Raw genomic sequence first — 26,895 nt, 5'->3', positions numbered from 1 at the left:
GGTCAGTCGACGCTGATCGCCATACCGTCGCGCTGCGGATCTGCAGCACCCGAAGAGACCCCGTCCGTTATCCGGATACCATGCAGTGCCGCGAACGCATAAGCTTGCGGTGAGCGCAACACTTCATAGCCTTGCCCACGCAGCTCTTCTGCCACGGAGCGTCGAATCCGGTTGCAGATGTCGATGCTGTTGGAAACGCCGACCAGACGCGGCGCCGAAACGGCGGCATGAATGTTCATGTCGAAATCGATCATGTTGATGATACCCTGGGCCACCGTGGGGGCAATGTAGCTGCCCCCGGGAGCGCCTATCACGATCGACGGATTCTCACCTTCGAACACGATCGTCGGTGCCGCTGAACTCGCCCTGCGCTTGCGGGGCGCGATCGAAGCGGCCTTGCCCGGTCGCGGATCGAAGCGGCTCATCAACCCGTTGTACATGAAACCCAGCCCTTCGGTGATCGCACCGGACGGGCTGCCCAGCGAATGGGTCAACGCCACGGCATTGCCCTGCTTGTCCACAACGGAAATGTGTGTGGTATCCCGCTGCGACATGTCCAGTCGTTCAACGCTGGCGCGCTCTCCCCGCTTGATCTGCGCAGCGAGTTCTGCGGCGTGCTCCTTCGACAGAAGTTCATCCACCGGAACATCCACATAGGCGGGGTCGCCCATATGTTTGTCCTTGTCGATGGTCATCCGCTTCATCGCTTCGAACAGCGTGCGCACATACTCCGTGGAGCCGTGCTTCATGGCTGCGAGGTCGAAGTGCTCAAGAATATGCAGCAATTCGATCATCGGAAAGCCGGAACCCGGCGGGGGGCTGGAGGCAATCCGGTGCCCTCGGTAACTGCCCCACACGGGCGATGCCTTGGTGATTTCGTATTGCGCCAGATCTTCCAGCGCGATCAATCCACCATTGGCGGCGAAATCCGCCGCAATCTGCTCGGCAATCTCACCGTGATAAAAGATGTCTGAAGAACCGCTCTCAGCTATCCGTCGCAGTGTACGCCCGAGATCTGGATTGCTGAGAATCTCGCCCACTTCCCGAAGCTTGCCATCACTGCGGAAATAGACGCGCTGCCCCGTTTGCGAGTATCGCAGCTTGTCCAGCGTATTGATCTGCCCATCGCTTGACTGGTCCTTCGTCCAGTACCAGTGCATATGCGGCCGGATCTTGAAGCCTTCTTCGGCATATTTGATGGCCGGCGCGATGAGGTCGCCCCAGTCCCATGTGCCATAATCCTTCAGCGCGCGCTCATATCCCTTGAGCGAGGCGGGTGTGCAGCAGGCGAGATAGCCGATCTCGGAGATATTGTTTTCAAGGATGAAACCAAACCCATCGCGGCTTTGCCCCAGGAGCTTGTCGAGCCACATATCCGGCTTCGCGGCAGAGGGTGCGAGCGCATAGAACTCCAGCATCTCGTGGATGCCCCGTTCCGGCATATAAACCTGCATCGATCCGAAGCCGCCGATGCCACACATCTGCGGGTCGACGACCCCCTGAACAAACGCGCAGGCAAGTGCCGCATCGATGGCATTGCCGCCGCGTTCCAGGACTTCGGCTCCGGCCTCCACCGCTTCTGGCTGCGGAGCGACGATCGTGGCGTTACGGTTCATGTACGCATTTCCTTCAGAGTACGGGTCAGGAAGGCCTTGGTATGTCCGATGCATTTCATCCGGTCATGCGAAACGCCTGGAATCTCGTCGAAAGTCACGTTCACTCCGGCCGCCTCGAACGAAGCCTTGAGACTGCGCAACCGTTCCGGCCGGGTGGCGCCGGCGTCATTTGCGCCTTCCATGAAATAGGACGAACCGGGGGCGTGGGCGATTTCCCAGGTCTCGAGATCCGCATCACCCACAACCATGTGAACGGCAACCCGGGCCAGAGCCGATGCATCAAAGGGCTTTCCAAAACGTTCGGCCACGTCCCGCACGCCCACCCACCAGTCGCGCTCCGGATCGAGGAGCGTCACCGAGCCAGGTGCGCCGATGCTTGCGGCCCATAATTTTTCCGGATGGAGGATGGCGAAGCGATGCGCAAAATGACCGCCGCCGGAATAGCCGAAGATCGCGAATTTCGACCAGTCCTGCCCGTATTTCCCGGCCATCTCTTCCACCATGGAGAGAAGAAGCCTGTCATAACGGATGTCGCCTTCCTGCATGTACTTGTAGCCCGAGCGAGCTCCATCACCGCGCACATTGACCGGAAAGATCGGGCACAGGATCGCACAATCATTATAAAGACCAAATTCGGCGAACCCGTCACGAAACTCGAAAGCCGAGGTGCGGCCTGTTCCGTGGACGGCGACAAGCAGGTCGACCTTCTTTCCCTCGGCGGCTGCCGGGGGCACGTAGAGCATCATGTGGAACCGGGGATCGACGGTTGACGCCATGATTGCGGTTTCGCCATAGTCGTAGATTGCGCGCGCGCGCAAAGCCGCACCGCTGGATGCAAGCTCCTGCATGTGTACTCCTGGATGGTTAAATCAGGCTGGCCCGAAGGGACGCCATATATTGGGAGAAGAATGCGGGAGACGCCCAAGGCGCCTCCCGCAAAGTCTGCGTCACTCGCCCGATTTGTGCACTTCATAAGCGAGGGTATACTTGTCCCCACGCGGCTTGAACTCGATGCCGTTTCTCGCCCCCATCACCACATTTTCGTAGTGCATCGGCAACAGCCACACATCGTTGAATGTATGCGCCGAAACGTCTTGGAGGAGTGGCTCTCTTGCCTCTTCGTCGAGCGTCGAAGTCGCCTTGTCCAGCAATTCGTTGACCGCGGGAATATCGATGCCGCCGCCATTGTAGCGTCCGGTGCCCTTTTCGGCGTTCCTTGCTGCCACCAGGGCCAAAGCCGGATTGGACACCTCACCGGTATTTACGCCCCAGGATCCGAGGAAGAGCGAATACTCGCCATTGGCGTACTTGCCCGAATAGACCGACCACGGCATGACTTCGACCTTGGTGTCGATGCCGATGCGGGAGAACATCTGGCCGGCAGCCTGCAACACTTCACTGTCATTCACATATCGGCCCGACGGACCGTGAATCGTGAGGGCAAAGCCGTCTGGATATCCTGCTTCTGCCAACAGTGCCTTCGCAGCCTCGGGATCATAACCGACTTTCTCGACCTCGTCGGAATGTCCGAAAAAGCCTTCCGCGACGTATTGATGCGCGACCGTGCCGTTCTTCTGCATGACACGATCCACGATTGCTTCGCGGTTCATAGACATCAAAAGAGCCTTGCGAACCCTTTCATCCTTGAAGGGGTTGCTCTCCAACGGGGACCCGTCCTTTGCGGTGGCAAAGGGTGTCTGATCGCGCGAAACGTCCATACCGAGATAGACGAGGCGGGTGGACTGGCCGCGAATGATCTTCAGATCATCATTGGACTCGACTCGAGCCACACCCTCGGCGGGAAGGTTCTCGATCAGGTCCAGATCACCGGCCAGAAGGGAGGCAAGGCGACCGCCATCATCCGGTACGAGACGAAGGGTCACACGGGACCAGTCAGCAGGGCCGCCAAAATACTCGTCATTCCGCTCAAGCTCGATCCTGTCACCCGGAGTGTAGGAAGCCAGTTTGAAAGGACCCGTACCGACTGCCGCTGGACCGTTCTCGAAATCGGAAACCGGTGCATCCGCAAAATCCGAACTTATGATGCGAATGCGGCTGAGCGAGTTCAGGATCATCGGATCCGGGACAGTCGTTTCAACCACAACGGTGTGATCGTCCTCGGCAGTCACATTGGCGATGTTGCGGGTGTAGGAAGCAAATGCCTGGCTCTCCTTGTCCCGGGCTCTTATGAGCGAAACCACCACGTCCTCAGCGTCAAAGGATGAGCCGTCATGAAAGGTGACGTCCTCACGAAGCTTGAAGCGCCAATGCGTGTCGTCGACGATCTCCCACTCCGTTGCTAGCTGGGGCTTGTTTTCCGCCGAGCCACCGCGATTGATGAGGCTGTCCCATATGTGACGGCTGGTGGCATTGTTCGGTGAATTGGAATCCTCATGCGGATCAAGCGAAGTGATGGGCGCAGCCATGCCGATTGATAGCGTTGCCTCCTGTGCGGATGCGGGAATGGCGCCAGCGGCGATCAGCGCAATCACCGAAGCATGAAAACTCCGCCGGGTCATGAATTTGGTCAATCTCTTCCCCCTGGTTGTTTCGCGGCGGCCTGTGACCGACCGTGATTTCTTTAACTTCGTGTTTTTCAACAGGCCTGAGTAAACAGTCGCTAAAACGATGCTGTCAAACTTATTCTGAACTTGTTTCGCCAGATAAAACACATAAAATACCCTGATAGAGATCAACGTCGATTCAGAGCGCCATGCAAAATTATATAGTAGAATCAGTCGATAAGGCGTTGGATCTTCTCATGGAGGTGGCCCGAAAGCCGAACATCGGTGTGACGGATCTCGCCAGAAAAACAGGACTCAACAAGTCCCGTGCCTATAGATTGTTGCATACAATGGAACAGCGTCAAATCGTTAAGCGGACGAAAGATGGCGCTTATGGCCTGGGTGATGCCATGCTGGTTCTGGGAATCACCGCCAGTTCGCAAACGGACATGATCCGTCTGGCAACGCCCATTCTCGAAGAGCTGTGCCAACGGGTGAACGAGACTGTGCAACTGCGGACGATCGATGGCATGGAAGCCTTATGTGTCGCGAAGGCCGAGCCTTCACGAGACCTGAGGGTGCATGCGAATGTGGGGCGCCGTCGTCCGCTATATGCGGGTTCGCCCAAATGTCTTCTGGCCTTCCAGCCGCAGGCATTCATCGACAAATGCGTCCCCTTGAAACCCGCTGCGCTCACCCCAAACACGCCACGCTCCCGCAAGGCCATTCTTGCCGAGCTCACGAGGATTCGTCGTCAGGGATATTGTGTCAGCCGCGGTGAGGTGAGCGACCATCAGGTTTCCTGCGCCGCCCCCGTCTTTACCCTGGACAATTCGGTCATAGCGACCGTGCATGTGGTGGCTCCTGCGTTCCGGATTCAGGAATCCGAACTGGAGCACATCATTCGTCTGGCGACATCATCCGCGGCTCGGCTCTCCCGGGCTTTGGGTTGGAGTGGTGAGGAGGTTGCAGCGGGATAGTACACTGCCTGGCTTTCGCCGGAGCGTATGGCACAGAGTCGATTTCCAGGCGAGTGTCTTCCCGGGTGGGCAATCGACCTTGAAGGCATGTTGCATGCCCGGACGCATCCAGCCATGACCGCGCGCCCAAACACGTGCTGATGCGATCACCCGGGCGGGTAGCGCGTTGTCAGCTCCGCCACGTCACCCTCGCTCAAAAGCTTTGCATTCATGCCACGGGTAAGAAGCACCAGCCGCGCGGTTGCTTCCAGCTCTTCCATGGCAAAGACGGCCGCTTTCAGATTCTTCGCCGCCACTACCGGCCCGTGATTGGCGAGAAGCACGGCGGAGTGTTTTCCGGCAAGCCCCTTCACCGCCTCTCCCATGGCCGCATCGCCGGGCATGAAATAGGGCAGAAGCTTCACCTTACCGAGCTGCATGAGCGAATAGGGTGTGATCGGCGGCAGCACATTGTCGGGGTCGGTTTCCGGAAGCACCGAGAGCGCCACGGAATGGGTGGAATGCAGATGCACCACTGCCCCGGTCTGGGCTTGACGCGTTTCATAGAAGGCTGAATGCAGAGGCACTTCCTTGGTCGGCCGATCGCCGTCAACATGATTGAAATCTGCGTCCAGACGGGAAATACGCGCCGGGTCGAGCATGCCAAGCGAAGACCCCGTCGGCGTGACGAGCAGACTGCCATCGGAAAGCCGCGCGGAAATGTTTCCCGTCGAGCCATGGGTCAGGCCCCGGTCATAGAGTGACTTTGCGAGAAATGCCATTTCCTCGCGCAGACGCGCTTCTTCACTCATAGTGTCGCTCCCAGGATTCGTGCTGCCTTGCTGAAGAAATCCGCTCCCCCGAAATTGCCGGATTTCAGCGCCAACCGAAGCGGCGCCCCAACAACCTGAAGCGCCGGAACGCCAGGATCGATCTCCGGACCGATTTCAAACGCCTCCACCCTGAGCGCGGAAACGATTGCTCCGGATGTCTCGCCACCGGCGGAAATGATGATCTCGACGCCGCGTTCCGAAACAAGACGTGCCGTCTCGGCAAACAGCTGTTCGATGGCATGCGCCACCTCGTCTCGGCCAAACCGGCGCTGGTTCTCCGCCACAGTTTCCGGATTGGTGGAAGAATAGGCAAGCGGTACGCCGTCCTGTTGGAGCAGCCAATCAGTAAGCAGCTTCGCGTTGATCCGGTTCTCGATCACGTCTGCGGCGACGATTTCAAAAAGTGGCTGGCCCGCCTGCCGGTGCGCATCCACCTGACCGCGCGTAGCGCGAGAAACGGAACCTGCCAGCGCTACCGCCCTTGAAGCCACCGGCTCAAATCCTTCAAGCCGGCCCTGAAGCGCGGGACGGCAGCCGAAATTCTCCGGCAAACCGAGGGCAATGCCTGAGCCGCCAGTCACCAGCGAAAGATCGGCCGCCGCCCTGCCGATGTCCACCAGATGCTCGTCGGTGATCGCGTCGACCACGATGAAGGGACGGCCAGCCTCGAATTCCCGCGAGAGAGCGTTGCGAATGGCATCGTGCCCCGCCAGCACATCGCCGATACCGACATGGCCAACCGGCTTTTGGGTTTGCGAGGCCAGCACACGGCGCAAGTCGGCATCCCGCATCGGTGTCAGCGGATGGTTTTCCATGCCGGATTCATTCAGCAGCCGGTCATTGACGAAAAGATAGCCCTGATAGACGGAGCGACCCGTCGCGGGAAAGGCCGGACAGAAGATCACCGGACCTGCACCGAGCGCATCGCTCAGGGCTTCCGCCACCGGACCGATATTGCCTTTTGATGTTGAATCGAAGGTGGAGCAATATTTGAAGAAGAATTGCTGACAGCCCTGATCTCGCAGCCAGTCGAGCGCTTCCAGCGATTGCCGCACTGCCTCATCGGCTGGCATGGTCCGCGTTTTCAGCGAAACAACACCGGCCTCCACGTCAGGCGCGGCGGCTCTCCCAGGAAGTCCGCAATACTGCACGGTCCGCATGCCGGCCTTGGCCAGCGTGTTTCCGAGGTCCGACGATCCGGTGAAGTCATCCCCGATACAACCCAGCTTCATCTATGCCTGCCCCGTCTTTTGAAGGAAATCGGCTGCCGGCTCCACATCGAGCCGGTTGACCGTCAGCTTGCCGCTGACTGCCACCACAGGAAACAGCGTTCGCACGAGCGGGTCATGGCCCGGAATGATGAGGGAGGGAACGCTGGCAAGCCTAGGAAGAAGATCAAACCCCTCCAGCATCGCTTGCGGGTTTTCAACGATCGGAAACAGCTTTTTGCGCAGGAAATTCTCGTAATAATGCGAGGCGTCCGAGGCGAGCACAAGATAGCCGCGCGCGGTCTTGACCCGCACACATTGCAGCCCGCGTGAATGGCCGCCCACCGCATGAACCTGAACACCCGGTGCAACTTCGCCATCGCCATCATGAAAAACCACACGGCCGGAATAGACATGGCGCACCATATCCACCACGTGCTCGACCGAGAAAGGCGCCTTCAGCACGTCGTGACACATGCACGGTCCAGTGGCGAACCCCAACTCAGCGGCCTGCAAATGAAATCGGGCATTGGGAAAATCCCGGAGCGATCCGGCATGATCATAGTGGAGATGCGTGATGACCACCGTGTCGACCTTGGCCGGATCTATGCCGAAATCGGCGAGGCAGCGTGCCGGTGTCTCAAGGATCGGCCTGCCACGGCGCTTTGCCTCCTCTTCGTCATAGCCGGTGTCGACGACGATAACGCGGCTCTCATTGCGGATCACCCAGATGGAATAGTCCATGTCATGCTGGCTTGCGTGATCATCGTCGAAAAGGAAGGAGTCCCCACGTGTGCGGCCATTGCGTTCGGCATATTTGAGGGCAAAGACCTCGTAGATATCATCCATCACTCTGCTCCCCTAGGCGGACTTGCCTGCCCTGAAGCGGGGCCCGCGGGTCCCAGTAATTGGGAACCGGTGTGGTGCCGGGCGTGCACAGCGCGCTCAGAAAGTCTTCGTCCTGGCCATCATAGGGCGTGTTCATCGCCTCCAGATAGGCATTCAGCTGGTCGACCGTGCGCGGGCCGATCAGCACGCTTGTCACGGCGTCGTTCGCCAGCACCCATTGCAATGCAAGATGGGCCGGTGCGACGCCTTTGGCATCTGCATATGCGGCAGCCTTTGCGGCAAGCTCAAGCGTTGCAGGATGAAACTCCGTTTCCATCATGCGTCGGTCTCCTCGCCCGGCCCGCGACCCTTCAGGAGTTCCTGAACGGTATTTCCCCGTCAGCACCCCGCGCGCCAGCGGTGAATAGGGAATGACGCCAATGCCGAAATGACGGCAGGCCGGCAGATAGTCCGCCTCCGCCGTCCGGTTGAGCAGATGATAATAGGGCTGCGCGGCAACCGGACGGGCAATGTCCTGAAGATCAGCCTGGCGCACCAGCTCCACAATTTTCCATGGCCGGAAATTCGAAATCCCCCAGGCGCCAATCATGCCGCGGGAAAGGAGCTCGCCTATCGCCGAAACCATCTCGTCCAGCGGTGTGACATTATCATCGTGGTGCAGGTAGAAGAGATCGATCTTCTCCCGCCTGAGGCGCTCGAGCGACATCTCCGCCGCCCGCAAGATCCAGTGTGCGGAAAGCCCTCCGCTTGCCTCGACGCCGGCGACGGCATTGCCGCATTTGGTGGCAAGGAGCACCGGCGCGCGTTCGCCGAGAAGCTTGCCAAGAAGCGTTTCCGACCGCGTCCCCGCATAGGAATCGGCCGTGTCGATGAAGTTGCCGCCCGCCTGCAGATAGGTGTCAAGGATCGCCACCGCTGCCGCCTCATCCGCCTGATCGCCGAACATCATCGTGCCGAGGCAAAGACGCGAGACATTGGGACCATCGGGCCCCAGTTTCACCGCAGGCAGCGTCATGCCTTGCCGCTCCAGGTCACAACCTTCTTGTCGGCCACCCAGGCGGCCACTTCTGCATCGAAGGCCTTGAAATGCGCGCTCTGGAGATGCGCTTCGAAGGCGGCGCGGTCGTCGTATATCTCGTAAAGGAAAACCTCATCCCCGCGCTCCGGATCGGTCCAGACATCGAATACCGAACAGCCGGGCTCCAGATCCACAGACTCCTTCGCCTGCCGGATGACGCGAGCCCGAAAGGCTCTTGTGTGGTCCTTGTGGACACGAAAGGTCACGGCAACACAATACATCAGGCTTTCTCACTCTCTGTAGGAAGGCCACTTGCCGCGGCCTTGCGTCTGAACAGCCGGCCAGCGCCCCGTTTGACGGCAGGAATTTGTGACAGGATCAGGAGCAGGTTGAGGACCACCAGAATCGCTGCCCCCGGACGCATCAGGAATGTGGTCAGATCGCCATCCGACACCAGAAGCGACCTGCGGAAGGTCTCGTCAAACAGTCCACCGAGAATGACGCCGATGACCAGCGGCGCGATCGGGTATTCCATGCGGATCAACGCAAAGGATACGAGTCCGACGACGACCATGAGGAACAGATCGTTGACGCCGCCGCCAACAGAGAAGGAGCCAATGGTGGTGAGCACCATGACAATGGGCAGGAATATGGTCTGCGGCAGCCGAAGGACGGAGATGAAGATGCGCGCCATGAACAGGCCGAGCACGAACATGGTGAAGGAGGCCAGAACCAGAATGGCGACAATGCGGATGATGAGCATCGGATCGATGGTCGGACCGGGCGTCACATTGTTGATCATCAGCGCGCCAAGAAGCGCTGCGGCGGGCGGCGAGCCGGGGATTCCCAGAACAAGGAGCGGAATGAGCGCACCGCCAATACAGGCATTGTTGGCCGTTTCGGAGGAAATCAGCCCTTCCAGGGACCCCTTTCCGAACTTTTCCGGTTCCTTGGAAAAGCTCTTGCCGACGCCGTAGGACACCCAGCCGGAGACATCCTCACCGACGCCCGGCAGCGAACCGATCCCCACACCTATCGCGCCGGAGCGGGAAATGGTGGGCAGATAACGGCGAATCTTGCCGAAGCTTGGGAGGATCCTGCCGATCTGGATGGGATTTGCCGCCAGCGCGCCTTCACGCAATCCGTTGAGGATCTGCGGGATGGCAAAAGCGCCCATGAGCACCGGCACCACCATGAAACCCGACAAAAGATAGGACCACCCGAATGTATAGCGCTGCTCGGAGAGGATCGGGTCGAGCCCCACCATCGCCATGGCGAGGCCGATCAGCCCTGCGATCCAGCCTTTGACAACGAGGTCCGTGCTCATCAACGTGCCCGAGACGAGGATGCCGAACAGGGCGAGCAACGCTTTTTCGGGCGAGGCGATCTGTTTGGAAACCGCCATCAGCACCCAGACGAAGATCAGCAGGCAGAATGTGCCGATCATGGTGCCGATGAACGAGGCCGTCGTGGTCATGCCGAGCGCCTCTCCTCCCCGCCCCTGCTTCGCCAGTGGATGTCCGTCCATGGCGGTTGCTGCGGAGGCCGCCGTGCCAGGAATGTTGAGCAGGATCGAGGGATAGGAGCCGCCATAAATCGCGCCCACATAAGCGCCGATCAACGCGATGAGCGACTGCTCGACCGGGAACTTGTTGCCGAAAAATCCGGTCAGGATCGTCACCGCCAATGTGGCCGTCAGTCCTGGAAGTGCGCCGAAGATGATGCCCAGCGCCACCGAGCCCACAAGATAAAGATAGGTGACCGGGTCAAGCGCGAGTTCGGCGAACACGCTCGCAAAACTGGTGAACTGCGACAGAAGGAATTCAAACATGGTCAACTCCCCTTCTTGCCCGCAAGCCAGGGCCGCACATTGACGTAATACTGATATTCGATCTGTTTGAAGAAGAGGCCCGTTCGGTTCGGAACATTCTGGCGGAAGCCGAACGCCATGGACACGATCAGGAAAGCCGGGACGATCAGAGCCACCAACGGCGCGCTCCGCAAAAACCCGTCGGGCTTTTCCCCTGCCAACCGTGTCTCCACGAACATGAAGACGGAGAGCGCCGCGAAACAGGCAAGCGTCAGCCAGTCATCGTCATGGGGTGCGTTCCATGCCGACTGCGGGAAATGCATCACCAGCGCATAGGCAGCGGGAATGAGCACGGCCACAAGCGCGATCAGGGTGGCGCGTGGCCGGCGGACATGAAATCCATAGGTCAGCGCCAGAAGCACCAGGGCGCTGCAGATGATGAAATCCACGCGCGGCACCAATGAGAAGATATAGGCAAGCAGTATGAGCGCCACGGCCCCCATGCGGGCGGCCGAAGGGGTCCGCATCCAGTTTACGGCGACCGAGAGCTGATCCACGCCGGGCGCGCCACCCTGCCGAAGCGCTGTCACCAGAAGGAAAAATCCGAGAACAAGGATGGCGGCAAATATCCCGTAGGGAACGAGTGCCGCGGAATTGTACCATTGTCCCGATTCAACCCCGGCCGCATTGGCCCGGAAGAAGGGTATCTCGCTGGTCTTGTAGAGAAAAAACAGGCTGACTGCGATCAGCACGAGAGCCGTCCAAAAATCCTGCTGCCGCAGCCTTGTCTTGTCTTGCATCACCGGCGCCTCTGCTTGTCATGCGAAAGCTGCACCGGAATCTCCCCCCAGAGACCCGGTGCAGCCGCCTTTTTTGCCCTCAATGGATCAGGGCTTTGGGATACCCAGTTCGGCAGGATCGACCGCAGCCGAATCAAGCTCTTTGAGCGTCCAGGCAAAATTGCTTTCCAGCTTGGCAAACTGCGCCGAAGCCTCGGCCCCGGCAAGACCGGAAAGGTCGTAATAGTTGGACGCAGCCCACTCCTTGACCTTGTCCGACTGCATGGCCTTTGCGAATGCCTCTTCAAGCACCTTCTTCGCTTCGTCGGGCGCATCGGCCAACACGGCAAAACCGATGGCCTGCTTCAGTGGCAGATATTTTGAGAGATCGGCATAGCTGTCGAAGGCCGAGGGAATTTCGGTGCCGTCAAGGTCGCCCTTCTCGGGCACGAGCATGGCAAGCGGCTTGAGCTGACCGCCCTTGATGAGACCCTGCTGCTCGGCAAGTGAGGTGACGATTACCTGCACCTCACCGGCGACTGCCGCCTCCTGCGCGGGGCCGGACCCGCCGTAGGGGACAAATTTGAACTTGGCTCCGGTTCCGTTTTCCAGAGCCAGAAGATTGAGGTGATGGATGGAGCCCGCACCTGATGCTGCAGCGGTAATGGAGCCCGGATCCTTCTTCGCAGCCTCGATCAGCGCTTCGAGACTGTCATATTCGGAGTTTGCCGTCACCGAGATCAGGTCCGGCGATCCACCCACGATGAAGGGATGCCAGACATCGAATTTCTTGTCCCATCCGCCCTGTACCGCGGCAGTCACGTTAGATTCGGAAATCCCGGCGAGCGTGTAGCCGTCGGCGGGTTGGTTGAGCACATAGGTCATGCCGTTGGAGCCGGCCACGCCGCCCGTCGTGTTGGTGACCGTGATGTTGACCGGCAGCTCCTTCTCCATCTCCGCCATGATCATGCGGTTGATGGAATCGGTGCCTCCCCCGGCACCCCAGACGACAACCGTCGAGATGTCGCGGTAGGGATATTCCTGTGCCTGGGCAGGCGCAGACAGAATGGCGGCCGAAAGGGCCGCGAAGGCGCCCCAAGTTCCAAGTCCGAGCTTCATTTCGATTCCTCCCAGAATTGCAGACAACACTTGTGCAATCGATGTCGATCCACAAGATCATAAATTGCGTATGCGTTAAATTATGCATTGTCAACGACATTGTTTGCCGATAAGTCTGCGGTGAAATCGGAGGACGTTGATCGATGAGTGCTACAAATCCACCTTCTGGCAGCAGCCTGCGCGGCAACACATCGCCGCACTTCTCCATTGCTGTGTTCGAGGGAGATGGTATCGGGCCAGAAATCATGGCCCCCACGATCAAACTTCTGCGCGCGGTGGCAAAGGCCAGCGGTGCTTTCACGCTGGATTTCAAAGTCGCTCCCGCAGGGGCTGCCCATTTCCGTGATCACGGCGTTTCACTGCCCGGAGCCTCCCTTGAAACGGCCCGCCAGTCGGATGCCATCCTGCTGTCCGCAATGGGTCTGCCGGAAGTGCGCTATCCAGATGGCACGGAAATCTCTCCACAAATCGAGTTGCGTATGGAATTGGGATTGTTCGCAGGCGTGCGCCCGGTTCTCATTCATCCCGGGCAAGGGTCTCCACTCAAGGTCGCGGAAAGAAAGGGCTTCGATTTCGTCATCATCCGCGAATCGACGGAAGGTCTTTTCGCCTCCCACGGCAAGGGCAAGGTGCACGGCGACGCTTCGGCGGAAGAAACGCTCGTCATCACCCGCGACGTTTCCGAAAAGCTCTTTGAATTCGCCTTCAACCTTGCCCGCCGGCGCAAGGAAACCGGTAAGGGTCCTGGCAAGGTCCACTGCGTCGACAAGGCCAATGTATTCCAGGCCTTCGCCTTCTTCCGCAAGATCTTCCACGAAGTGGCCGCTCGACACACCGACATTGCCGCTGAAACCGCCTATGTTGATGCCACCGCGCTTTGGATGGTGCAGCGGCCGGAGATGTTCGACGTGATGGTCACCGAGAACATGTTCGGCGACATCCTGTCGGATCTGGGAGCCGGTATCATGGGCAGTCTGGGCCTCGCGCCCTCCGCCGATATCGGCAGCGACAATGCCGTTTTCCAGCCCTGCCACGGCAGCGCGCCGGATATTGCCGGCAAAGGGCTTGCAAACCCGCTTGCCATGATCCTCTCTGCCTCCATGATGTTGGAATGGTTGGGGCACGAGCACGGCGTGAGCGAAATGCTGGAAGCATCCGAGGGAGTGACGACAGCCGTGAATGACGTGATTTCCGAAGGCCGCGTCATGACCCCGGATCTTGGCGGCGATGCCAGCACCGAAGCGGTTGCCGATGCCGTTCTTGATGCCTTCGACAAACGGTTGAGAACTGCCGCGTGAAGGAGGAGGGAATGCTTTCAGTGGCCGTCATCGGCGCGGGCTATTTCGCCGGCTTTCACGTGGAAGGCTGGCACCGCAACCCGGACACGGAGCTAGCGGCCGTCATCGATCTCGATGAAGACAAGGCACGTTCCCTGCTCGCCGAACACGGCGCTGCAGGGGCGAAGGCGGCGGCCGATCTCAACGTCTGTCAAGGACCGTTCGATATCATCGACATCGCGGCACCGCCCACCTCTCATGCCCCCCTGATAAGGGAGGCCTTGGACACCGACGCCAGAGCGATCATCTGCCAGAAGCCCTTTTGCACCTCGCTTGATGAAGCACAGGCGGTGACCCGGGAGGCGGCGGAAGCCGGCAAGCCGCTAATCGTACATGAAAATTTCCGCTTTCAGCCGTGGTATCGCACCATGCGCCAGATGATCGACAGTGGTCGGATCGGCGATCTCTATCAGATCACCTTCCGCCTACGTCCGGGCGATGGGCAGGGGCCGGACGCTTATCTGTCACGGCAGCCCTATTTCCAGGCGATGGAGCGATTTCTGGTGCATGAAACAGCGGTCCACTGGATTGACACCTTCCGGTTTCTTCTGGGCGAACCGACCGATGTCTTCGCCGATCTGCGCAGGCTCAATCCCAACATTGCCGGGGAAGATGCCGGCTATTTTCTCTATCGCTTCAAGGATGGAAAGCGAGCCCTTTTCGATGGAAACCGCCTGAGCGACCATCCCGCCGACAATCCGCGCCTGACGATGGGCGAATGCCTGGCGGAAGGAAGCGAAGGCACACTCATGCTGGACGGTTTTGGCAGGCTCTTCCTGCGCCAACGCGGTGCACGTGAATGGGGCCCCGTGGACTACGCCTTCGACGACAGCCGTTTCGGCGGTGACTGCGTCTATCACCTGCAGAAACATGTGAGTGATCACCTTCTGCATGGCACGCCGATCGAGAACGATGCCGCCTCATATCTGCGCAATATCGAGATCGAAAACGCCATCTACCATTCCGCAAGTAAGGGCTGCGTGGTATCGCTTGAGGCGCAATAGGAACGACACATGGGCGGCTCGAAGCTTTTGGATATGGACCCCGGCGAGACCAAACCGCAATCACAGACGCAACGCGCGGTAACGCTGTTGCGCGAGATGGTCATATCCAACAAGCTCTTGCCCGGTTCCAATCATTTGGAAGCCGAACTCGCCGAATTGCTGGGCATGTCACGCACCCCGGTTCGTGAGGCGGCCATCATTCTGGAAGGACAAGGACTGGTGGAAGTCCGCCCGCGACGCGGCGTGCGCGTCCTGCCCATCTCTCCAAAAGACATGGAAGAGATCTATTCCATTCTGACCGAGCTGGAATCGCTTGCCGCCCACGACCTTGCCATGAAGGGGCTGAGCGACAGCGAACTTGCAGAGTTGCGCCACCATATCGAGGAGATGGAACACGCGCTGGAAAAGGATGACCGCCAGCTGTGGGCACAGGTGGATGACCGTTTCCACCGCCGCCTCATCCAGCTTGCCGGAAACCGGCGTTTGCAAACCATCGTCTCCACCTATTCCGATCAGGTGCACAGGGCGCGCCTTCTCACGCTCTATATCCGCCCTGCCCCGCATCAATCCAACGCCGATCACCGTGCACTGGTCGAGGCCATTGCCGCCGGGAAGGCGGAAGAGGCGCGTGAAATCCACCGCCAACACCGCCTGCAGGCAAAGGAATTGATGATCGAACTCATCACCTCCCACGGGTTCAGTGCGATATGATGCAGCAGCCAGGCGCGGTCATAAACAGCCATTGAAGTTCCGAAGTCTGATCCCGCGCTCCAATGGTGCCTTCCTTTCTCATGGTTGAACGGGCGCACCGTGGGCTGGGTTCACCTGCATGCGCATGGAGGCAGCGGTTTTCCATCTCATTGGTGGTGAACGCGGGCGTTTTTCAATTGCTGCTTATCTGGGTGTCAAAACCTCGGTGCCTACTCCCTCGGACCCTGCAACCGTCCAGATCCCTTGGAGCGTGCCGTTCGGCTGTACGCTGTAGATCACAAGCCCTATCGCGCGACCCAGAACATACGCTGCGGAGAAGGCGGATCCGTTGCGCATGCAAATGCCCTGCGACGTCGTTCCTCCCGTCTGCCATCTGATCTTGCATGTGGTGGAACTCGTCAGCGTTATAGTTGCTGTACCGCGATAAGTTGAGCCGTCGAGGTTGGTTCCGACGGCCTCGTAAATGCCGCCAATCGACTGTGCGTTCGCGGGCGGAGCGAGCGCCATCAAGACAAATGCAGTTTTCATTCCCAATCCCAATCGGAACATACCGATCTCCTGACTTCTCATCGGGGTTAGACCTATTCAACTTCGGCCAAAGCGATCACACGATCATATGCACTGGAAAAGCCTGCGAGCGAGATAGAGAAGATGAATTCCTGTCCGCCATCGGCGGTGGCAATCACGTTGAGCTTGTTGCCAGTCCGGAGCGAAGCGACGGTGTCAGCATCAAAGGCGATGTCGACTATGCAGCCCACAGGCAGGCAGGTCCGGAACGGCTGGACAGCACCGGCGTCACCTTCGTCGAGCCGGTAGGAGACGCCACTGGCGAGATCGAGTCCGAAAGGCAGAACCAGCGCACCGCTGGCTGCATGGGCGTCGTTGTTGGTGACAAGTTCGATGCTAAGGGCCCGTCGACGATTCTCTCCCACCTGAATTTGCGACATCGCACATCGCACTTTGCCTTCGGCTACTGAGCAAGCCACCTGCCAATCGCCATGTCCCTCACGAAGGCTCGAAGCATTGCCGGGCAGGCCGTTCTCCTGGGCCAAAGTCGTCGAAGTGAGAAGCAGGAATGTGACGATGGCTGCAAGGAGGTTTCTTGTGTTCGGCATGATGATCGTCTTCGCTGAAGAAAGGAAGCAGCCCCCGAGTGAGGCCCCGGGGCGGTGGGCGTGGCGTTTTCAGGTTTCCCGATGAGACCCCGACGATCAAAATCGTACGCTCAGATTGAGGTTGGCCGAGTGATCCTGAACGCCGGAGCCGAACTGACCGCCATAGGCAAAGCCCAAAATAGCGTTTTCGTTGAGATTCACATCGAGCCCCGCGTCGAGCACCAGACTATTCTGCGCCATCGGTACGCCTGCAATGGTGAAAGCATCGCCCCCCGAGGCGAAAGCCATATTTCTAGCCGGAGCGCCGCCGAAGACGTGCCGCCAGCCCATCATGCCGCGCAGTGTGGCGTTCATGTCGCCAAGCGATACATCGGTCTCGGCGCGTAGGCCCAGTGTGGTGAAGGTCGCGTCGACCACATTGGAGGACGCAGTCAGCGCGGCCGCACCACCAGTTTCGGTGAAGCCATCGGTGGACAGGTTCACATAGGCAAGATTGGCGAAGGGTTGGAACCGTGCTCCACCCGCCTCGAAGCTATAGGCGGCTTCACCCCAAGCTTGAAGGGTCCGGGCATCATAGGAGGCGCTGAGGCTATCCAAGAAGCCCGAGAAAGACGCCGTCCGCGACGTGTTGAGGCTGTGCCAGCTATGGGCAAACCCGCCTGTCAGGGTGAAGGCATCCCATCCTCCCCCACTATAGATGCCCAATGTATAGGTATCAGCCGAACCCGAGGACAACCGGTCATCGGCGCTGAAACTAGAGCGGGAATAGCCCGCCAGGACACCGAAGCGCACATTGTCCCAGACCAGTGCGTCTCCGCCCATTAGGAACCCGCCGATATTGCGGTCCATGGTGGCAGCATTGCCGTCGCTGTCCCATTGGCCCCAAGATCCGTACCCCTGACCCCAGAGGCCAAAACTCTCGGAGATCCGCTTCTCGATCTGGGCGCTGTTATCGCTTCCCAAACCGCCGAGCGCCACGCGCAGCCGATCCGTCGTCGCCTCGCGCGGGAAACGGCTGTCCTCCAGAAGCCCGGTCTGGGCAGAAGCGTGAATCTCGCCCGAGAGCAGATCGAAGGCAACCGGAGCTTCGGCGGCGGAGAGACCGAGTACTGCATCGAACACGCTATTGCCGCTGCCAAGTGAAAACACACCCTCGCCAGCCGCGCATTGATTGTTACTCATCCCCACGACACAGAAGCTGGTGACTGCCATGCTGGAAGTCAGGTACGCCTCGTTGAGCGTATAGTCATAGCTGTCGACAAAATCGAGGAAGACGAAGTCGTCTGTCACGGCGCCGAAGGCTCCTGTCAGCGCGCCGGCCCTGACGATGGTGTAGGTGCCCGGCGTGTAGGTCGAGCCGTCATCGGTGCCGTTCTCCCGCGTCACATGCACGGTGCCGCCGTTGATCGTCACTGCGCCGGTGACTGCGAGCAGATCGTTGTTGACGCCGGCGACGAAACCACCGTCGTTGAGTTCGACCTCGTAGACCCCGCCGGGATTGATGACCGCGCCGGCAGCATTGATCGTGCCGATGGAATTGCCGGGCGCCAGCACGCCCCCGGAGTTGAGTGCCAGATCGCCTACAGCCCCGGTACCGCCAAGAACGCCACCACCCACCTGAATGGCGCCGTTGAGGAGGCCATTGACCATCAGCGTGCCACCTGAAACCGTCGTGGTGCCATTGAATGCCGACCAGTCGCCACTGAAAAGCGTCACGCCGGCTTCCTGCAGAACCTGGTGCGTACCGGTTCCCGACGAAGCCAGGAAGGTGTTGAAGTCATAGCCGCTGTCGGTGTGATTGAACACCAAAGTGCCGTCACCGTCCCCGAAGGCCACGGCCGAGGTGCTGAGCGTGCCCGCGCCGGCGGCGGTGCCGCCCGATACCGCGCCGATATTTAGCGTACCGGCAAAGCCGCTGGCAGAGGCGATGAGCAGTTCTGCGCTCTCCACCGATCCGCCGTCGGCAATCGTAACGGTGCCACTATTGCTCGAGCCGACATAAATTCGGCCGCTCGTAACCCATTCCGAACCGGGACCCGTAACAAGCACGTTGCCCAAACCGGCGAGATTGGTTCCAGCACCGATATGGGCATCGCCGGCATCCTGGTTCACCAACCCCCCATTGGCGACGACGAGCGTCCCCTCAGCTTCCTCACCGACGAACAGATTGCCGCTGGCACCGGTGAGCCACCATGAGGATCCCGGGCCGGTCACCGTCACGGAACCGGATGAGGTGTCAAGCTGGGCGACATAGCCGTGCGTGCTGTTGACCCGGCCACCGTTGCTGATCGTCAGCGCGCCGTCGCCCTCCCAGCCGACGAGCAACTCATTGGCGCTGAGTACCGTACCGGCACCGTCGACCAGAATATCACCGGCGCTGCCGGGGTTCTCTGCTATGATAAGAATATCGGCTTCGACCTGCCCCTCGTTCACCACGTCGATACGGCCATTCCCGCTCCAGCCCACATACAGGTTCTCATCCACATCAAAGGATGATCCGCTTCCATCGACCGTTACGGTGCCCACCCCGTCCGCATCCGATCCGATCCGCGCCCTGTAGGTGGTCGCGCGAGCGCGATTGACGACCTGCAGGCTGCCGACCGTATCAACCCCGACCGAAAGCACATTTACGGCATCGAGAAGCGAGCCAGCTCCATCCACAAGGACGGCGCCTTGCGTGCCGCCACCGCCACCGATCTCCACTTCATCAGCCGTCACCAAGCCGCCATTGATAATATCGAGCCGCCCGTCGCCGCCATCGCCGACATAGAGCCCGTCATTGGCATTCCAGGATGCGCTCGCCCCATCGACCGTAACCGAACTGCCATCGGCACCGGCATTGTCGGCGATAATGCCGAAGCTGCTTGTGACCTGCCCGTTCGCAATGCGCATTTCGCCAAGGCTCGACTGGCCCACGGTGATATAGCCCGTATTGGTCCAGGTACCCCCGACAAGAGCAGAACCGACAGAGCCGGATGTCTGCCCGATGATGCCGTTCACACTGTTCACGGCGCCATCGACGTCGATGGTCAGATAGCCCTCCCCTTCGCCGCCGACGACGATCGTGCCCGCGTGATCCCACACACCGTTTGTCGCAACCTGGACAGCGCCCTGGGAACCGGTATCGCGGCCGATCCTGGCGATATCGCTGCTGGACACATAGCCGCCATCCGTGATCGCCAGCTGACCCTCACCGCCTTCACCGACATCGAGACTATGATCGACAATCAGTTGCGAGCCAGCTCCGTTGACCAGGACCACACCGGTACTGCCGGCTTCTTCGGCAAGGGCAACATACTCGGCGCCGACCACGCCCTGGTCCAGGATGAAGAGCTGGCCCGTCCCGTTTCGCCCCACCGTCAGATCCTCGCCGGCATCCCAGGACGACCCGGCATTCTGTACGGTCGCGATACCATAGGTAAACGCTCCCATGCCCAACACCGCATCGGAGCTTGTCATTGTGCTGGCAGCCGTGACAGCAAGATTGCCCTGTGACACGCTGCCGAGAAAGATCGTTCCCGTCACCTCCCATGAGGAGGCGCCCTGCAGGCGGATACTGTGTTGGGAGCTTGCCGCATCCCCGACATAGGCGGTGCCGCTCTCCAGTCGACCGCCATTGTCGAAGAGAAGGCTGCCGGGCGATGCGGGCGTGCTTCCGAAAATGATGGTGCCCGCATGGGCTGTCCCGCCCATGACGACGCCATCGATAACGGGATCGGCGCCGTCTCCGTTCAGGTAAACGTTGAGCACACCGGTCGGAACCACTCCCAGGTCCCAGTTGTCGGCGGTGCCCCAGTCGGAGGACGTGTCCCCGTCCCAGTTGATCGACTGCGCCATGGCGGGGACGCTGGCCCCAAGCAGACAGCCCGCAATCGCCGTCGAGCATAACAGCGCCCTGGACAAGGTGTTGATGCTGACTCTTCCGACCGTCTTCGGCATAATGCGGTGTCCCCCTTCAATGCTTCAACCGACCCGCCGTGGCGCGCGGTGAATCCTGTTGAATGACGCATAAGGGGAGAGGGTCGCGGATGGGTCGCGGATCTGACAGCTTGTTCTACACCGTGAAATTTTCTTGAGATCCGTTCAACCTGTTGCCAGATCGCAACAGGTTGAACGGAGGGTATCTGAGGTCGGCTCAAGCCACGAATTTGGCACGACCTCTGGTTATTGACGTTTCAAGGTCAGCTATAGAGTCTGACATCCGAAGCGCCGGCATCAAAGTCGACACCGAGATGTTCAGCGGCCTCGGTTGCCAGGTCATGGAGAGTTTCGCGGAAGCCGAGGCGTTCCAGCCCTTCACGCGAAACGCGCAATGCGCGCGACCAGTCCCCCGCCACGCTGAGCGCACGGACAAAGGCCGTGCACGCTTCGATTGCCGCTTCCTCAAGCTTGTGTTCGTAAGAGATAAGCCCCGTATCATCGGCGTAGTGATAGACGAACGGCCCGCGATAAAGGCGCAGCGCCTCCGCATGGCGGGCCTCCGCCGTCCAGCCGGGCGCCGTTGCCAGCGTCATCAGCTCCCACGCATCGATGGACACATGCTCGGGATCGAAGGAAATACGGCCGCCAGCCGTGACGATGGCTTCCGACGTGCCCACCATCTGCCGCAGCCTATAGACGGTCGATTTCATCCGCTTGCGCGCTTCGTCTGCATTGAGGTCGGGCCAGAGCCGGTCGGCCAGAGCCTCGCTTGCTTCGCCCTCTGGTCCGGCGGCGATCAAATGCACGGCGAGCGCGATAGGGCTGCGCGGGAGTTTTCCCGATGTCAGGCGCGAGCCGCCACCCTGCAGGACATCGAACCGTCCGAGCGAAACGATCTGCACATTGGCGAGATCCGCCTCGGGCGGCATTTCTCCGGCCAACCCAAGCACACGGATCAACTCCCGGGCGTAGTCGGCCTCGATATCGTTCAGGATCGCAAAGCGCATCAGGGCGGCCATCTCGGACCGGCTGGTCCAGGCATGAAGATAGAACCGCATGATGGCGCCGGCCGCGAGCGCCGCTCGCAGATAGGGTTTCGCGCGCTCCGGATTGGCACTCGTCAACGCCAGCGAAGCGCCGCGCAGACCGCTCAGGAAAACCAGCAGTGGGCTGCTCTGCCTTTCCGCGGCCCGGCGTGAGCGGCGTAGCCATGCCAGAGCCTCGCGCCGGCGGCCGAGGCTTTGAAGAACGGCGGCGACCGCGTTGCCATAATGAACCGGGAACATCGCCATGCCACTGCGCTCAGCCGTGCGATAGGCAGGCAGGAGCAGGGCGAGCGCCGCCTCGCGTTCCCCGTCGAGCCAGTGGTTCCAGGCGGAAAAATGCTGATGAAAGGCGACATGGTTGGGGTGTGCATGCGGCCCAAGCCTGGCGGCAAGCAGCCCCAGATAACGCCGCGCCCGTTCACGGTCCTCCAGTGACAGAGCCTTGAAAAGTGCGGCATTGATCAGCGTTCCGTCCCAGAAGGTCTGTTGGTGCCGGGCATTGGCCTCGATCCCCATTTCCAATGCGCGAAAGGTTTCGTCGCCGGATGCGTCGAAGATCGAAAGGAACTCCGCCGTCACCACATAGCGGGTGCAGATATCTGCGACCGAGGCGGTTTCTTCGTCAAAGACCTGATTCAGGCGTGTGCGAACCTGATCCGCCTTCCAACGATGCCCTTCCCCGTAGCAATAACGAAAAAGCAAGTGGATGCCTCGCCTGATAGTCTCGTGGCGGGGTATGCGCTGGCCATAGAAGTCGAGATTGCGTTGCTCCCAGTATGAAAAATCCTTGTGATCGGGGCAACGAAACGACATGGCGGCGAACGCACCGCGCGCAAGCATGGCCTCATAGGTCGGTCCCTGCTTCTTTGCGCGCTTTGCGAGTTCGGGCAGCATTTCTATCAAGGGATCGAACAGGGAGCAGTCCATCCATTCCAGCCAGATTGCATCGGCGAGTGTCGTCCAGATCGGGATAAGCAGTTCGTTTGCGCGAACCCGCCGCGCGGTTTCGAGCATGGGCGTCAATAATTCCCGCGCTTTGATCGGATTGACGTTGAGCAGCGCAGCCGCATACCAGTAGCGCATAGTGAGGTTCGTTTCCCGCTCCGCCTCCGGCATCGGTTCAAGTGCTGTCAGGATCACACCGAGTTCGCCCTGTTCGCTGAGCGCCGGTGCATGTTCGATGACCGCTCTCTTGAGAGCAGCCCATGCGGCGGATGACGATAGAAGCAGCAAACCTTCGCCCACATCCCCGTCCTCAAGCAACATCTTACCCGCTCTCGTGGCGAGTTCCGCAGCTTTGCCCTCATCGACAAGGTCTGAATAGTGGTGGCGAAGCGCCGCCTTGAGTAGGTCGTGAATCTGCAACCTGTCACGGCCGTCCCGTTCGACGAAGAGCAATCTGTTCGCCAGCCTCACCAAACGCTTGTCGCCGCGCGGCAGCCCAAGCGCGTGCGCTACGATCCGAACCGGCAGATTGGGCAGCCGTGCCATTCTGCAGAGCATGGTGCGGTCCGTGTCCGAGAGCGGCTCGATCAGTTCGTGAACGATGAGATTGAACAGGTCCGTGGAGTCAGGTGAAAGGAGGTCGGCGGCATCATTGACCTTGCGCGGCATCGCGGATTGCAGAAGCAGGCACGCACCGAGCATCCATCCGCCGGAGGCTTGTACCAGGCTCGACGCGGTCCAGCCGCCGCAATCGCCACCCAGCTGAATCATTAGTTCTGATGCTTCGGCTTCGCTGAGCTTCAACGTGTTGAAATCGACGGTCACAACCTTGCCGGCAGCGTTGAACCTCAACCAGGCGGGATGCGGCGTCTCCCGTGAAACCAGAATGAGCCGGACATCGCCGGTGTCATCGGCAATGGCGTCTGCAAGCGCCTGATGCAGTGGCGCGTCGGCGGGCAGACCGTGAAGATCGTCCAGCACAATGGTGATACGGCTGTCTTGGCTGCCGGCTGCGATTAGTCGGCGCAGATAATCGACAGGGTATGCGATATCCTGCGAGGCCAGAGCGGGCAGGTCGCGCTTCGCAAGCGCATTGCGGAAAGCAGACTCGAGAGAGGTCAGAAACATGCCCATGTCGGCCATGCGCGGTTCGGCGCGCAACCATATACATACACCACCGGACCGACGGCAAATCTGCTTCGCAAAGACGGATTTACCGCTGCCTGCAGGCGCAGTGATCCAGACAACCGGTTTGAGATTCCCTTCCAGCGCATCTCCGGCATGGCGCAGGATCGTTCCCCTCGAACGCCCCTTGGTAGGGCCCCCCATCCTTTTCAATTCCGATCCCCCCAATTGTCGAGCTTGCCTCCCAAGTTTGCCGCCATCGACGGGCCAGCGCAATTCCTCACAACGGCTTGACGCTGCTGCCCGCCGGCCTGAAGTGTTGCCATGACCACTATATTGATAGGGTCAAACGGTCGCGGATAGGTCGCGGATCTGTCCGCTGGTCTCACTCGACAACATTAAGACAACGGTCGCCCAGCGCTGACGTGCCACCCGATTTTTGGAACGTTCTGGACCGGAATTTTCGATTTACGATCCCTGCTATGGGAGTTGGAGAGCCCCATGCAGAAGTCGAAATTGTCGGAGGCTCAGATCACCTGGGACAAGCTCAGAATCCGGGATCAGACTTTGCCTTGCGCATATTTGTACACGTAACTGACCCAGCCACGCAGATTGATGCGGACTTCCGCAATAGCGCCGCTTCTTCATCCGCCGACAGAAGAACAAGCTTTCGGGCCATGGCTGAGGCCGATTGAGCCGTGGCCGGGGGATCAACAAACAACATCTTCTCCTGCAGCGAAAGCTGCGGTGTGTGCCAACCATTCGCTAGAGTGGCCTCTCTCCGGGCTGCGATGATGTGCGGAGAAGAGGGGGGCGCAAGCGCTTGCGAAGCTCATGCAAATCGTGCAGGCGTTCTTCCATGCTCAGGAATTGAAGCGTCAGAAGGCCTGGGCTTGAATACGTCATCAACTCGCTGCTCAAACGCCATGACGATGGCCGCCAACCCCGTCGTGGTGCGCCGCATGATGGCTGGATTGCGCGGGCGCGACGTCGTGTTCTCCGAAAAGGGCATGGCGGCAGTTGGCAACTAGCCAAAAGCCTCAACGAGTTGACACTCGGCGATGTGTGAGAGGCAGAAGGCATGTCACCAATGTTCAATATCAGCTTTGATGCATACCCTTCGCGCTGTTTCGTCGAGGAGATCGCAATGAAATATGAAGAACGCTATGCGGGCCGACACGATGAGTTGCAGATGGCCTGCCATGGATGTGACCGAAGGGGCGCGCTGGATTTAGATCTGGGCTTCTCAGCAAACAGCAAGCAATGCTGATCAACCAGCCCTGCCAAAAGGCGATAGAAAGCTATTTCAACGCACCAGACGCCAAACATTCAAAGGCAGCGACGGCCTTCGGCAGGGTTGCGCGCGCGTCCTCACTGGCAGCAACCCAGAGCGCGGCGTTCAAGGCCATCCCATTCAACAGGCGCGCGAGCCCCTCTATATCGGCAGATTTGATCCGACCATCTGCTGCAAGGTCGTGCAAAGTCGCGATTGTGGCCTGTAGACATCGGTTCTGACTGGGCCAACCGGAGGGATCTCCCAGCACTGCCGGACCGTCTAGCAGGACGATCCGCTGTACTTCTGGCTCAAGGGCCATCTCGATATAGGCAACACCTTCCGCCAGAAGACCGCTCCATCCGCCACCTGCGATCTGCCCGAGCGCCCGCGCTTTCGTCGCCATTTCAGAGTCGATCCGATCCACCACAGCCGCCAGCAAGCCGACCTTACTTCCAAAATTGTGATAGAGCGCTCCTCGTGTAAGGCCGACATCGGCCGTCAGCTCATCCATCGATGCTGCATGAAACCCCTTCTCTGCGAAGGCTTTCCGGGCAGCCGCGATGAGCTTTGCGCGCGTCTCTTCCATCTTCTCTGCCCGGGTCTTTCCAGCCATGTACTTCCTGCCTTCACATACGGTTCGTATATTACTTGACATACGTTGCGTATGCCACTATTCACATACGCATCGTATGCATTGCTTTCATCCGCTCCACTCAAGACACGAGAAGTTCCCATGCCAACTCAGAACGAAGCCATAATTCCCTCAGAACGTCACGCCCTTTATGAGAAGCATCGCTATTCAGCAGCGATCAAATCTGGTGATCTGGTCTTCGTGTCCGGCCAGGTTGGCAGCCGCCAAGACGGATCGCCGGAACCTGATTTCAAGAAACAGGTAGCCCTCGCCTTCGATAATTTGAAGGCTGTTCTTGGGGCTGCCGGCTGCACCACCGACGACATCATTGACGTGACGACCTTCCACACTGACCCGGAGAGCCAGTTTGAAGCGATCATGGAAGTGCGGAATACCGTGTTCACCGCGCCCCCCTTCCCGAACTGGACAGCAGTCGGCGTCAATTGGCTGGCGGGTTTCGACTTCGAAATCAAGGTTATAGCGCGGACACCGGCAGCATAACGAGCACACAGGTCACTCGCCGCGCAACATCTGCGCGGCGAAGCGCCTGCGGCTGCGACGGTCAAGTGATTATCTTGACATCAGCCGGATGACCTTCAGCCCAACGCCCGTAGCGCGGCAGCGATCGCGGTCGTCTGGCATGCAAGCTGCGCTCGCGATGGATTTGCACCGGCCACGATGCGGCCCTTGCCCGCCATTTCGCTCTTCTCGCGCCCGTCTTGGAATTCGGGGAATTGACGCTTGATACCGTCTACCCCTCCGGGGAAGTCCTGGTATTTGAATGCTCGTGTCCAGAGGAGCTAAAGCAACAGGTGCTGCCTATAATCAGGACTGTGTCTCTGGTGTCAGACTGCGTGACAGGCGCATTGCACACTATCGCGACTATTGGAACCCGCAGATACTGCTTTCAGCTCCGGGTGGTGCGGATAAGGCAGCCGAGGTTTTCACTGCGGAAGCTTTGGAAAACTGAGCGGCCATCTGTCCCTGGGGCACAGACTCCAACACCGAACGCCCGCCATCGGCCTTGAATTGCCAGTCCCGCACTGACCACACTTTTCCCGCGAAGCGAAATGAAAGCTTCTCGCGTCG

Annotated in this window: 22 protein-coding genes; 7 read left to right on the top strand and 15 right to left on the bottom strand. The window is 59.7% G+C overall.

The features are described from left to right. Positions 1-2: 2 nt before the first annotated feature. From ggt to KW403_RS09410, 3 genes are all read right to left on the bottom strand, one after another. On the bottom strand, positions 3-1,616 hold the full coding sequence (gene ggt / locus KW403_RS09420) for a gamma-glutamyltransferase (protein ID WP_223019247.1): 1,614 nt from the start codon (positions 1,614-1,616) through the stop codon (positions 3-5). Further along, the gene (locus tag KW403_RS09415; RefSeq protein ID WP_223019246.1) at positions 1,613-2,464 is read right to left on the bottom strand and encodes an alpha/beta hydrolase; all 852 of its coding nucleotides are present in this window, start codon (positions 2,462-2,464) and stop codon (positions 1,613-1,615) included. The genes ggt and KW403_RS09415 overlap by 4 nt, the downstream gene beginning before the upstream one ends. A 99-nt stretch (positions 2,465-2,563) precedes the next feature. Further along, complete coding sequence (locus KW403_RS09410; protein ID WP_223022504.1) at positions 2,564-4,135, bottom strand: ABC transporter substrate-binding protein; 1,572 nt, start codon at positions 4,133-4,135, stop codon at positions 2,564-2,566. Positions 4,136-4,329: 194 nt separating this feature from the next. Between KW403_RS09410 and KW403_RS09405 the strand changes: the two genes are divergently transcribed. Further along, on the top strand, positions 4,330-5,100 hold the full coding sequence (locus KW403_RS09405; protein WP_223019245.1) for an IclR family transcriptional regulator: 771 nt from the start codon (positions 4,330-4,332) through the stop codon (positions 5,098-5,100). A gap of 146 nt (positions 5,101-5,246) precedes the next feature. On the opposite strand, the gene otnC is transcribed toward KW403_RS09405, so the two are convergent. The 8 genes from otnC to KW403_RS09365 all read right to left on the bottom strand — a co-directional run bounded on the left by otnC (position 5,247) and on the right by KW403_RS09365 (position 12,695). Beyond that, a complete protein-coding gene (gene otnC / locus KW403_RS09400; RefSeq protein ID WP_223019244.1) occupies positions 5,247-5,891 on the bottom strand; it encodes a 3-oxo-tetronate 4-phosphate decarboxylase in 645 nt (214 codons plus the stop codon). Continuing rightward, positions 5,888-7,144, bottom strand: a complete 1,257-nt coding sequence (otnK, locus tag KW403_RS09395; RefSeq protein WP_223019243.1) for a 3-oxo-tetronate kinase — start codon at positions 7,142-7,144, stop codon at positions 5,888-5,890. The genes otnC and otnK overlap by 4 nt, the downstream gene beginning before the upstream one ends. Further along, positions 7,145-7,969, bottom strand: a complete 825-nt coding sequence (locus KW403_RS09390; RefSeq protein ID WP_223019242.1) for an N-acyl homoserine lactonase family protein — start codon at positions 7,967-7,969, stop codon at positions 7,145-7,147. Then, complete coding sequence (locus tag KW403_RS09385) at positions 7,962-8,984, bottom strand: aldo/keto reductase (RefSeq protein WP_223019241.1); 1,023 nt, start codon at positions 8,982-8,984, stop codon at positions 7,962-7,964. The genes KW403_RS09390 and KW403_RS09385 overlap by 8 nt, the downstream gene beginning before the upstream one ends. Further along, the gene (locus tag KW403_RS09380; protein ID WP_223019240.1) at positions 8,981-9,268 is read right to left on the bottom strand and encodes a putative quinol monooxygenase; all 288 of its coding nucleotides are present in this window, start codon (positions 9,266-9,268) and stop codon (positions 8,981-8,983) included. Before KW403_RS09380 ends, KW403_RS09385 begins: the two co-directional genes overlap by 4 nt. Then, a complete protein-coding gene (locus KW403_RS09375; RefSeq protein ID WP_223019239.1) occupies positions 9,268-10,818 on the bottom strand; it encodes a tripartite tricarboxylate transporter permease in 1,551 nt (516 codons plus the stop codon). Before KW403_RS09375 ends, KW403_RS09380 begins: the two co-directional genes overlap by 1 nt. A 2-nt stretch (positions 10,819-10,820) precedes the next feature. Further along, positions 10,821-11,597, bottom strand: coding sequence for a hypothetical protein (locus KW403_RS09370; protein WP_223019238.1), 777 nt, complete (start codon positions 11,595-11,597; stop codon positions 10,821-10,823). An 87-nt stretch (positions 11,598-11,684) separates the two neighbouring features. Further along, the gene (locus KW403_RS09365) at positions 11,685-12,695 is read right to left on the bottom strand and encodes a Bug family tripartite tricarboxylate transporter substrate binding protein (protein ID WP_223019237.1); all 1,011 of its coding nucleotides are present in this window, start codon (positions 12,693-12,695) and stop codon (positions 11,685-11,687) included. A gap of 143 nt (positions 12,696-12,838) precedes the next feature. On the opposite strand from KW403_RS09365, the gene KW403_RS09360 reads away from it, so the two are divergent. Genes KW403_RS09360 through KW403_RS09350 form a run of 3 tightly spaced genes read left to right on the top strand, consistent with a single transcriptional unit; the run spans position 12,839 to position 15,747 of the window. Continuing rightward, positions 12,839-13,993 (top strand): isocitrate/isopropylmalate dehydrogenase family protein, encoded by a 1,155-nt coding sequence (locus KW403_RS09360; RefSeq protein ID WP_223019236.1) that lies wholly within the window; start codon positions 12,839-12,841, stop codon positions 13,991-13,993. A gap of 11 nt (positions 13,994-14,004) precedes the next feature. Next, positions 14,005-15,036 (top strand): Gfo/Idh/MocA family protein, encoded by a 1,032-nt coding sequence (locus tag KW403_RS09355; protein ID WP_223019235.1) that lies wholly within the window; start codon positions 14,005-14,007, stop codon positions 15,034-15,036. A gap of 9 nt (positions 15,037-15,045) precedes the next feature. Next, positions 15,046-15,747, top strand: a complete 702-nt coding sequence (locus KW403_RS09350) for a GntR family transcriptional regulator (RefSeq protein ID WP_223019234.1) — start codon at positions 15,046-15,048, stop codon at positions 15,745-15,747. Positions 15,748-16,328: 581 nt separating this feature from the next. Here KW403_RS09350 and KW403_RS09345 read toward each other — a convergent pair. The 3 genes from KW403_RS09345 to KW403_RS09335 form a co-directional block, all read right to left on the bottom strand. Then, positions 16,329-16,862, bottom strand: coding sequence for an invasion associated locus B family protein (locus KW403_RS09345; protein ID WP_223019233.1), 534 nt, complete (start codon positions 16,860-16,862; stop codon positions 16,329-16,331). 96 nt (positions 16,863-16,958) lie between these two features. Next, complete coding sequence (locus KW403_RS09340) at positions 16,959-20,801, bottom strand: autotransporter domain-containing protein (RefSeq protein WP_223019232.1); 3,843 nt, start codon at positions 20,799-20,801, stop codon at positions 16,959-16,961. A gap of 242 nt (positions 20,802-21,043) precedes the next feature. Then, a complete protein-coding gene (locus KW403_RS09335) occupies positions 21,044-24,103 on the bottom strand; it encodes an AfsR/SARP family transcriptional regulator (protein ID WP_223019231.1) in 3,060 nt (1,019 codons plus the stop codon). A gap of 689 nt (positions 24,104-24,792) precedes the next feature. Between KW403_RS09335 and KW403_RS09330 the strand changes: the two genes are divergently transcribed. Then, positions 24,793-24,930: a hypothetical protein gene (locus KW403_RS09330; RefSeq protein ID WP_223019230.1), complete on the top strand. Its 138-nt coding sequence runs from the start codon at positions 24,793-24,795 to the stop codon at positions 24,928-24,930. Between the two features lie 116 nt (positions 24,931-25,046). Beyond that, the gene (locus tag KW403_RS19450; RefSeq protein ID WP_281425580.1) at positions 25,047-25,169 is read left to right on the top strand and encodes a hypothetical protein; all 123 of its coding nucleotides are present in this window, start codon (positions 25,047-25,049) and stop codon (positions 25,167-25,169) included. A 31-nt stretch (positions 25,170-25,200) separates the two neighbouring features. Here the strand turns inward: KW403_RS19450 and KW403_RS09325 are convergent, their stop codons facing one another. Then, positions 25,201-25,788, bottom strand: coding sequence for a TetR/AcrR family transcriptional regulator (locus KW403_RS09325; RefSeq protein ID WP_223019229.1), 588 nt, complete (start codon positions 25,786-25,788; stop codon positions 25,201-25,203). Positions 25,789-25,908: 120 nt separating this feature from the next. Here KW403_RS09325 and KW403_RS09320 point away from each other — a divergent pair, with 120 nt between their 5' ends. Beyond that, a complete protein-coding gene (locus tag KW403_RS09320) occupies positions 25,909-26,307 on the top strand; it encodes a RidA family protein (protein WP_223019228.1) in 399 nt (132 codons plus the stop codon). The last annotated feature ends 588 nt before the right edge of the window (positions 26,308-26,895 follow it).

It is taken from the genome of Nitratireductor kimnyeongensis (assembly GCF_019891395.1).
Classification (GTDB): domain Bacteria; phylum Pseudomonadota; class Alphaproteobacteria; order Rhizobiales; family Rhizobiaceae; genus Nitratireductor; species Nitratireductor kimnyeongensis.
Note: the sequence above shows the minus strand (reverse complement) of the source record. Positions and strands in the feature narration are given on the sequence as shown.

Bases quoted from the DNA above. Each gene is read 5' to 3' on its own strand.
- ggt (WP_223019247.1), bottom strand. From the start codon at position 1,616: ATGAACCGTAACGCCACGATCGTCGCTCCGCAGCCAGAAGCGGTGGAG.
- KW403_RS09415 (WP_223019246.1), bottom strand. From the start codon at position 2,464: ATGCAGGAGCTTGCATCCAGCGGTGCGGCTTTGCGCGCGCGCGCAATC.
- KW403_RS09410 (WP_223022504.1), bottom strand. From the start codon at position 4,135: ATGACCCGGCGGAGTTTTCATGCTTCGGTGATTGCGCTGATCGCCGCT.
- KW403_RS09405 (WP_223019245.1), top strand. From the start codon at position 4,330: ATGCAAAATTATATAGTAGAATCAGTCGATAAGGCGTTGGATCTTCTC.
- otnC (WP_223019244.1), bottom strand. From the start codon at position 5,891: ATGAGTGAAGAAGCGCGTCTGCGCGAGGAAATGGCATTTCTCGCAAAG.
- otnK (WP_223019243.1), bottom strand. From the start codon at position 7,144: ATGAAGCTGGGTTGTATCGGGGATGACTTCACCGGATCGTCGGACCTC.
- KW403_RS09390 (WP_223019242.1), bottom strand. From the start codon at position 7,969: ATGGATGATATCTACGAGGTCTTTGCCCTCAAATATGCCGAACGCAAT.
- KW403_RS09385 (WP_223019241.1), bottom strand. From the start codon at position 8,984: ATGACGCTGCCTGCGGTGAAACTGGGGCCCGATGGTCCCAATGTCTCG.
- KW403_RS09380 (WP_223019240.1), bottom strand. From the start codon at position 9,268: ATGTATTGTGTTGCCGTGACCTTTCGTGTCCACAAGGACCACACAAGA.
- KW403_RS09375 (WP_223019239.1), bottom strand. From the start codon at position 10,818: ATGTTTGAATTCCTTCTGTCGCAGTTCACCAGTTTTGCGAGCGTGTTC.
- KW403_RS09370 (WP_223019238.1), bottom strand. From the start codon at position 11,597: ATGCAAGACAAGACAAGGCTGCGGCAGCAGGATTTTTGGACGGCTCTC.
- KW403_RS09365 (WP_223019237.1), bottom strand. From the start codon at position 12,695: ATGAAGCTCGGACTTGGAACTTGGGGCGCCTTCGCGGCCCTTTCGGCC.
- KW403_RS09360 (WP_223019236.1), top strand. From the start codon at position 12,839: ATGAGTGCTACAAATCCACCTTCTGGCAGCAGCCTGCGCGGCAACACA.
- KW403_RS09355 (WP_223019235.1), top strand. From the start codon at position 14,005: ATGCTTTCAGTGGCCGTCATCGGCGCGGGCTATTTCGCCGGCTTTCAC.
- KW403_RS09350 (WP_223019234.1), top strand. From the start codon at position 15,046: ATGGGCGGCTCGAAGCTTTTGGATATGGACCCCGGCGAGACCAAACCG.
- KW403_RS09345 (WP_223019233.1), bottom strand. From the start codon at position 16,862: ATGCCGAACACAAGAAACCTCCTTGCAGCCATCGTCACATTCCTGCTT.
- KW403_RS09340 (WP_223019232.1), bottom strand. From the start codon at position 20,801: ATGCCGAAGACGGTCGGAAGAGTCAGCATCAACACCTTGTCCAGGGCG.
- KW403_RS09335 (WP_223019231.1), bottom strand. From the start codon at position 24,103: ATGGGGGGCCCTACCAAGGGGCGTTCGAGGGGAACGATCCTGCGCCAT.
- KW403_RS19450 (WP_281425580.1), top strand. From the start codon at position 25,047: ATGAAATATGAAGAACGCTATGCGGGCCGACACGATGAGTTGCAGATG.
- KW403_RS09325 (WP_223019229.1), bottom strand. From the start codon at position 25,788: ATGGCTGGAAAGACCCGGGCAGAGAAGATGGAAGAGACGCGCGCAAAG.
- KW403_RS09320 (WP_223019228.1), top strand. From the start codon at position 25,909: ATGCCAACTCAGAACGAAGCCATAATTCCCTCAGAACGTCACGCCCTT.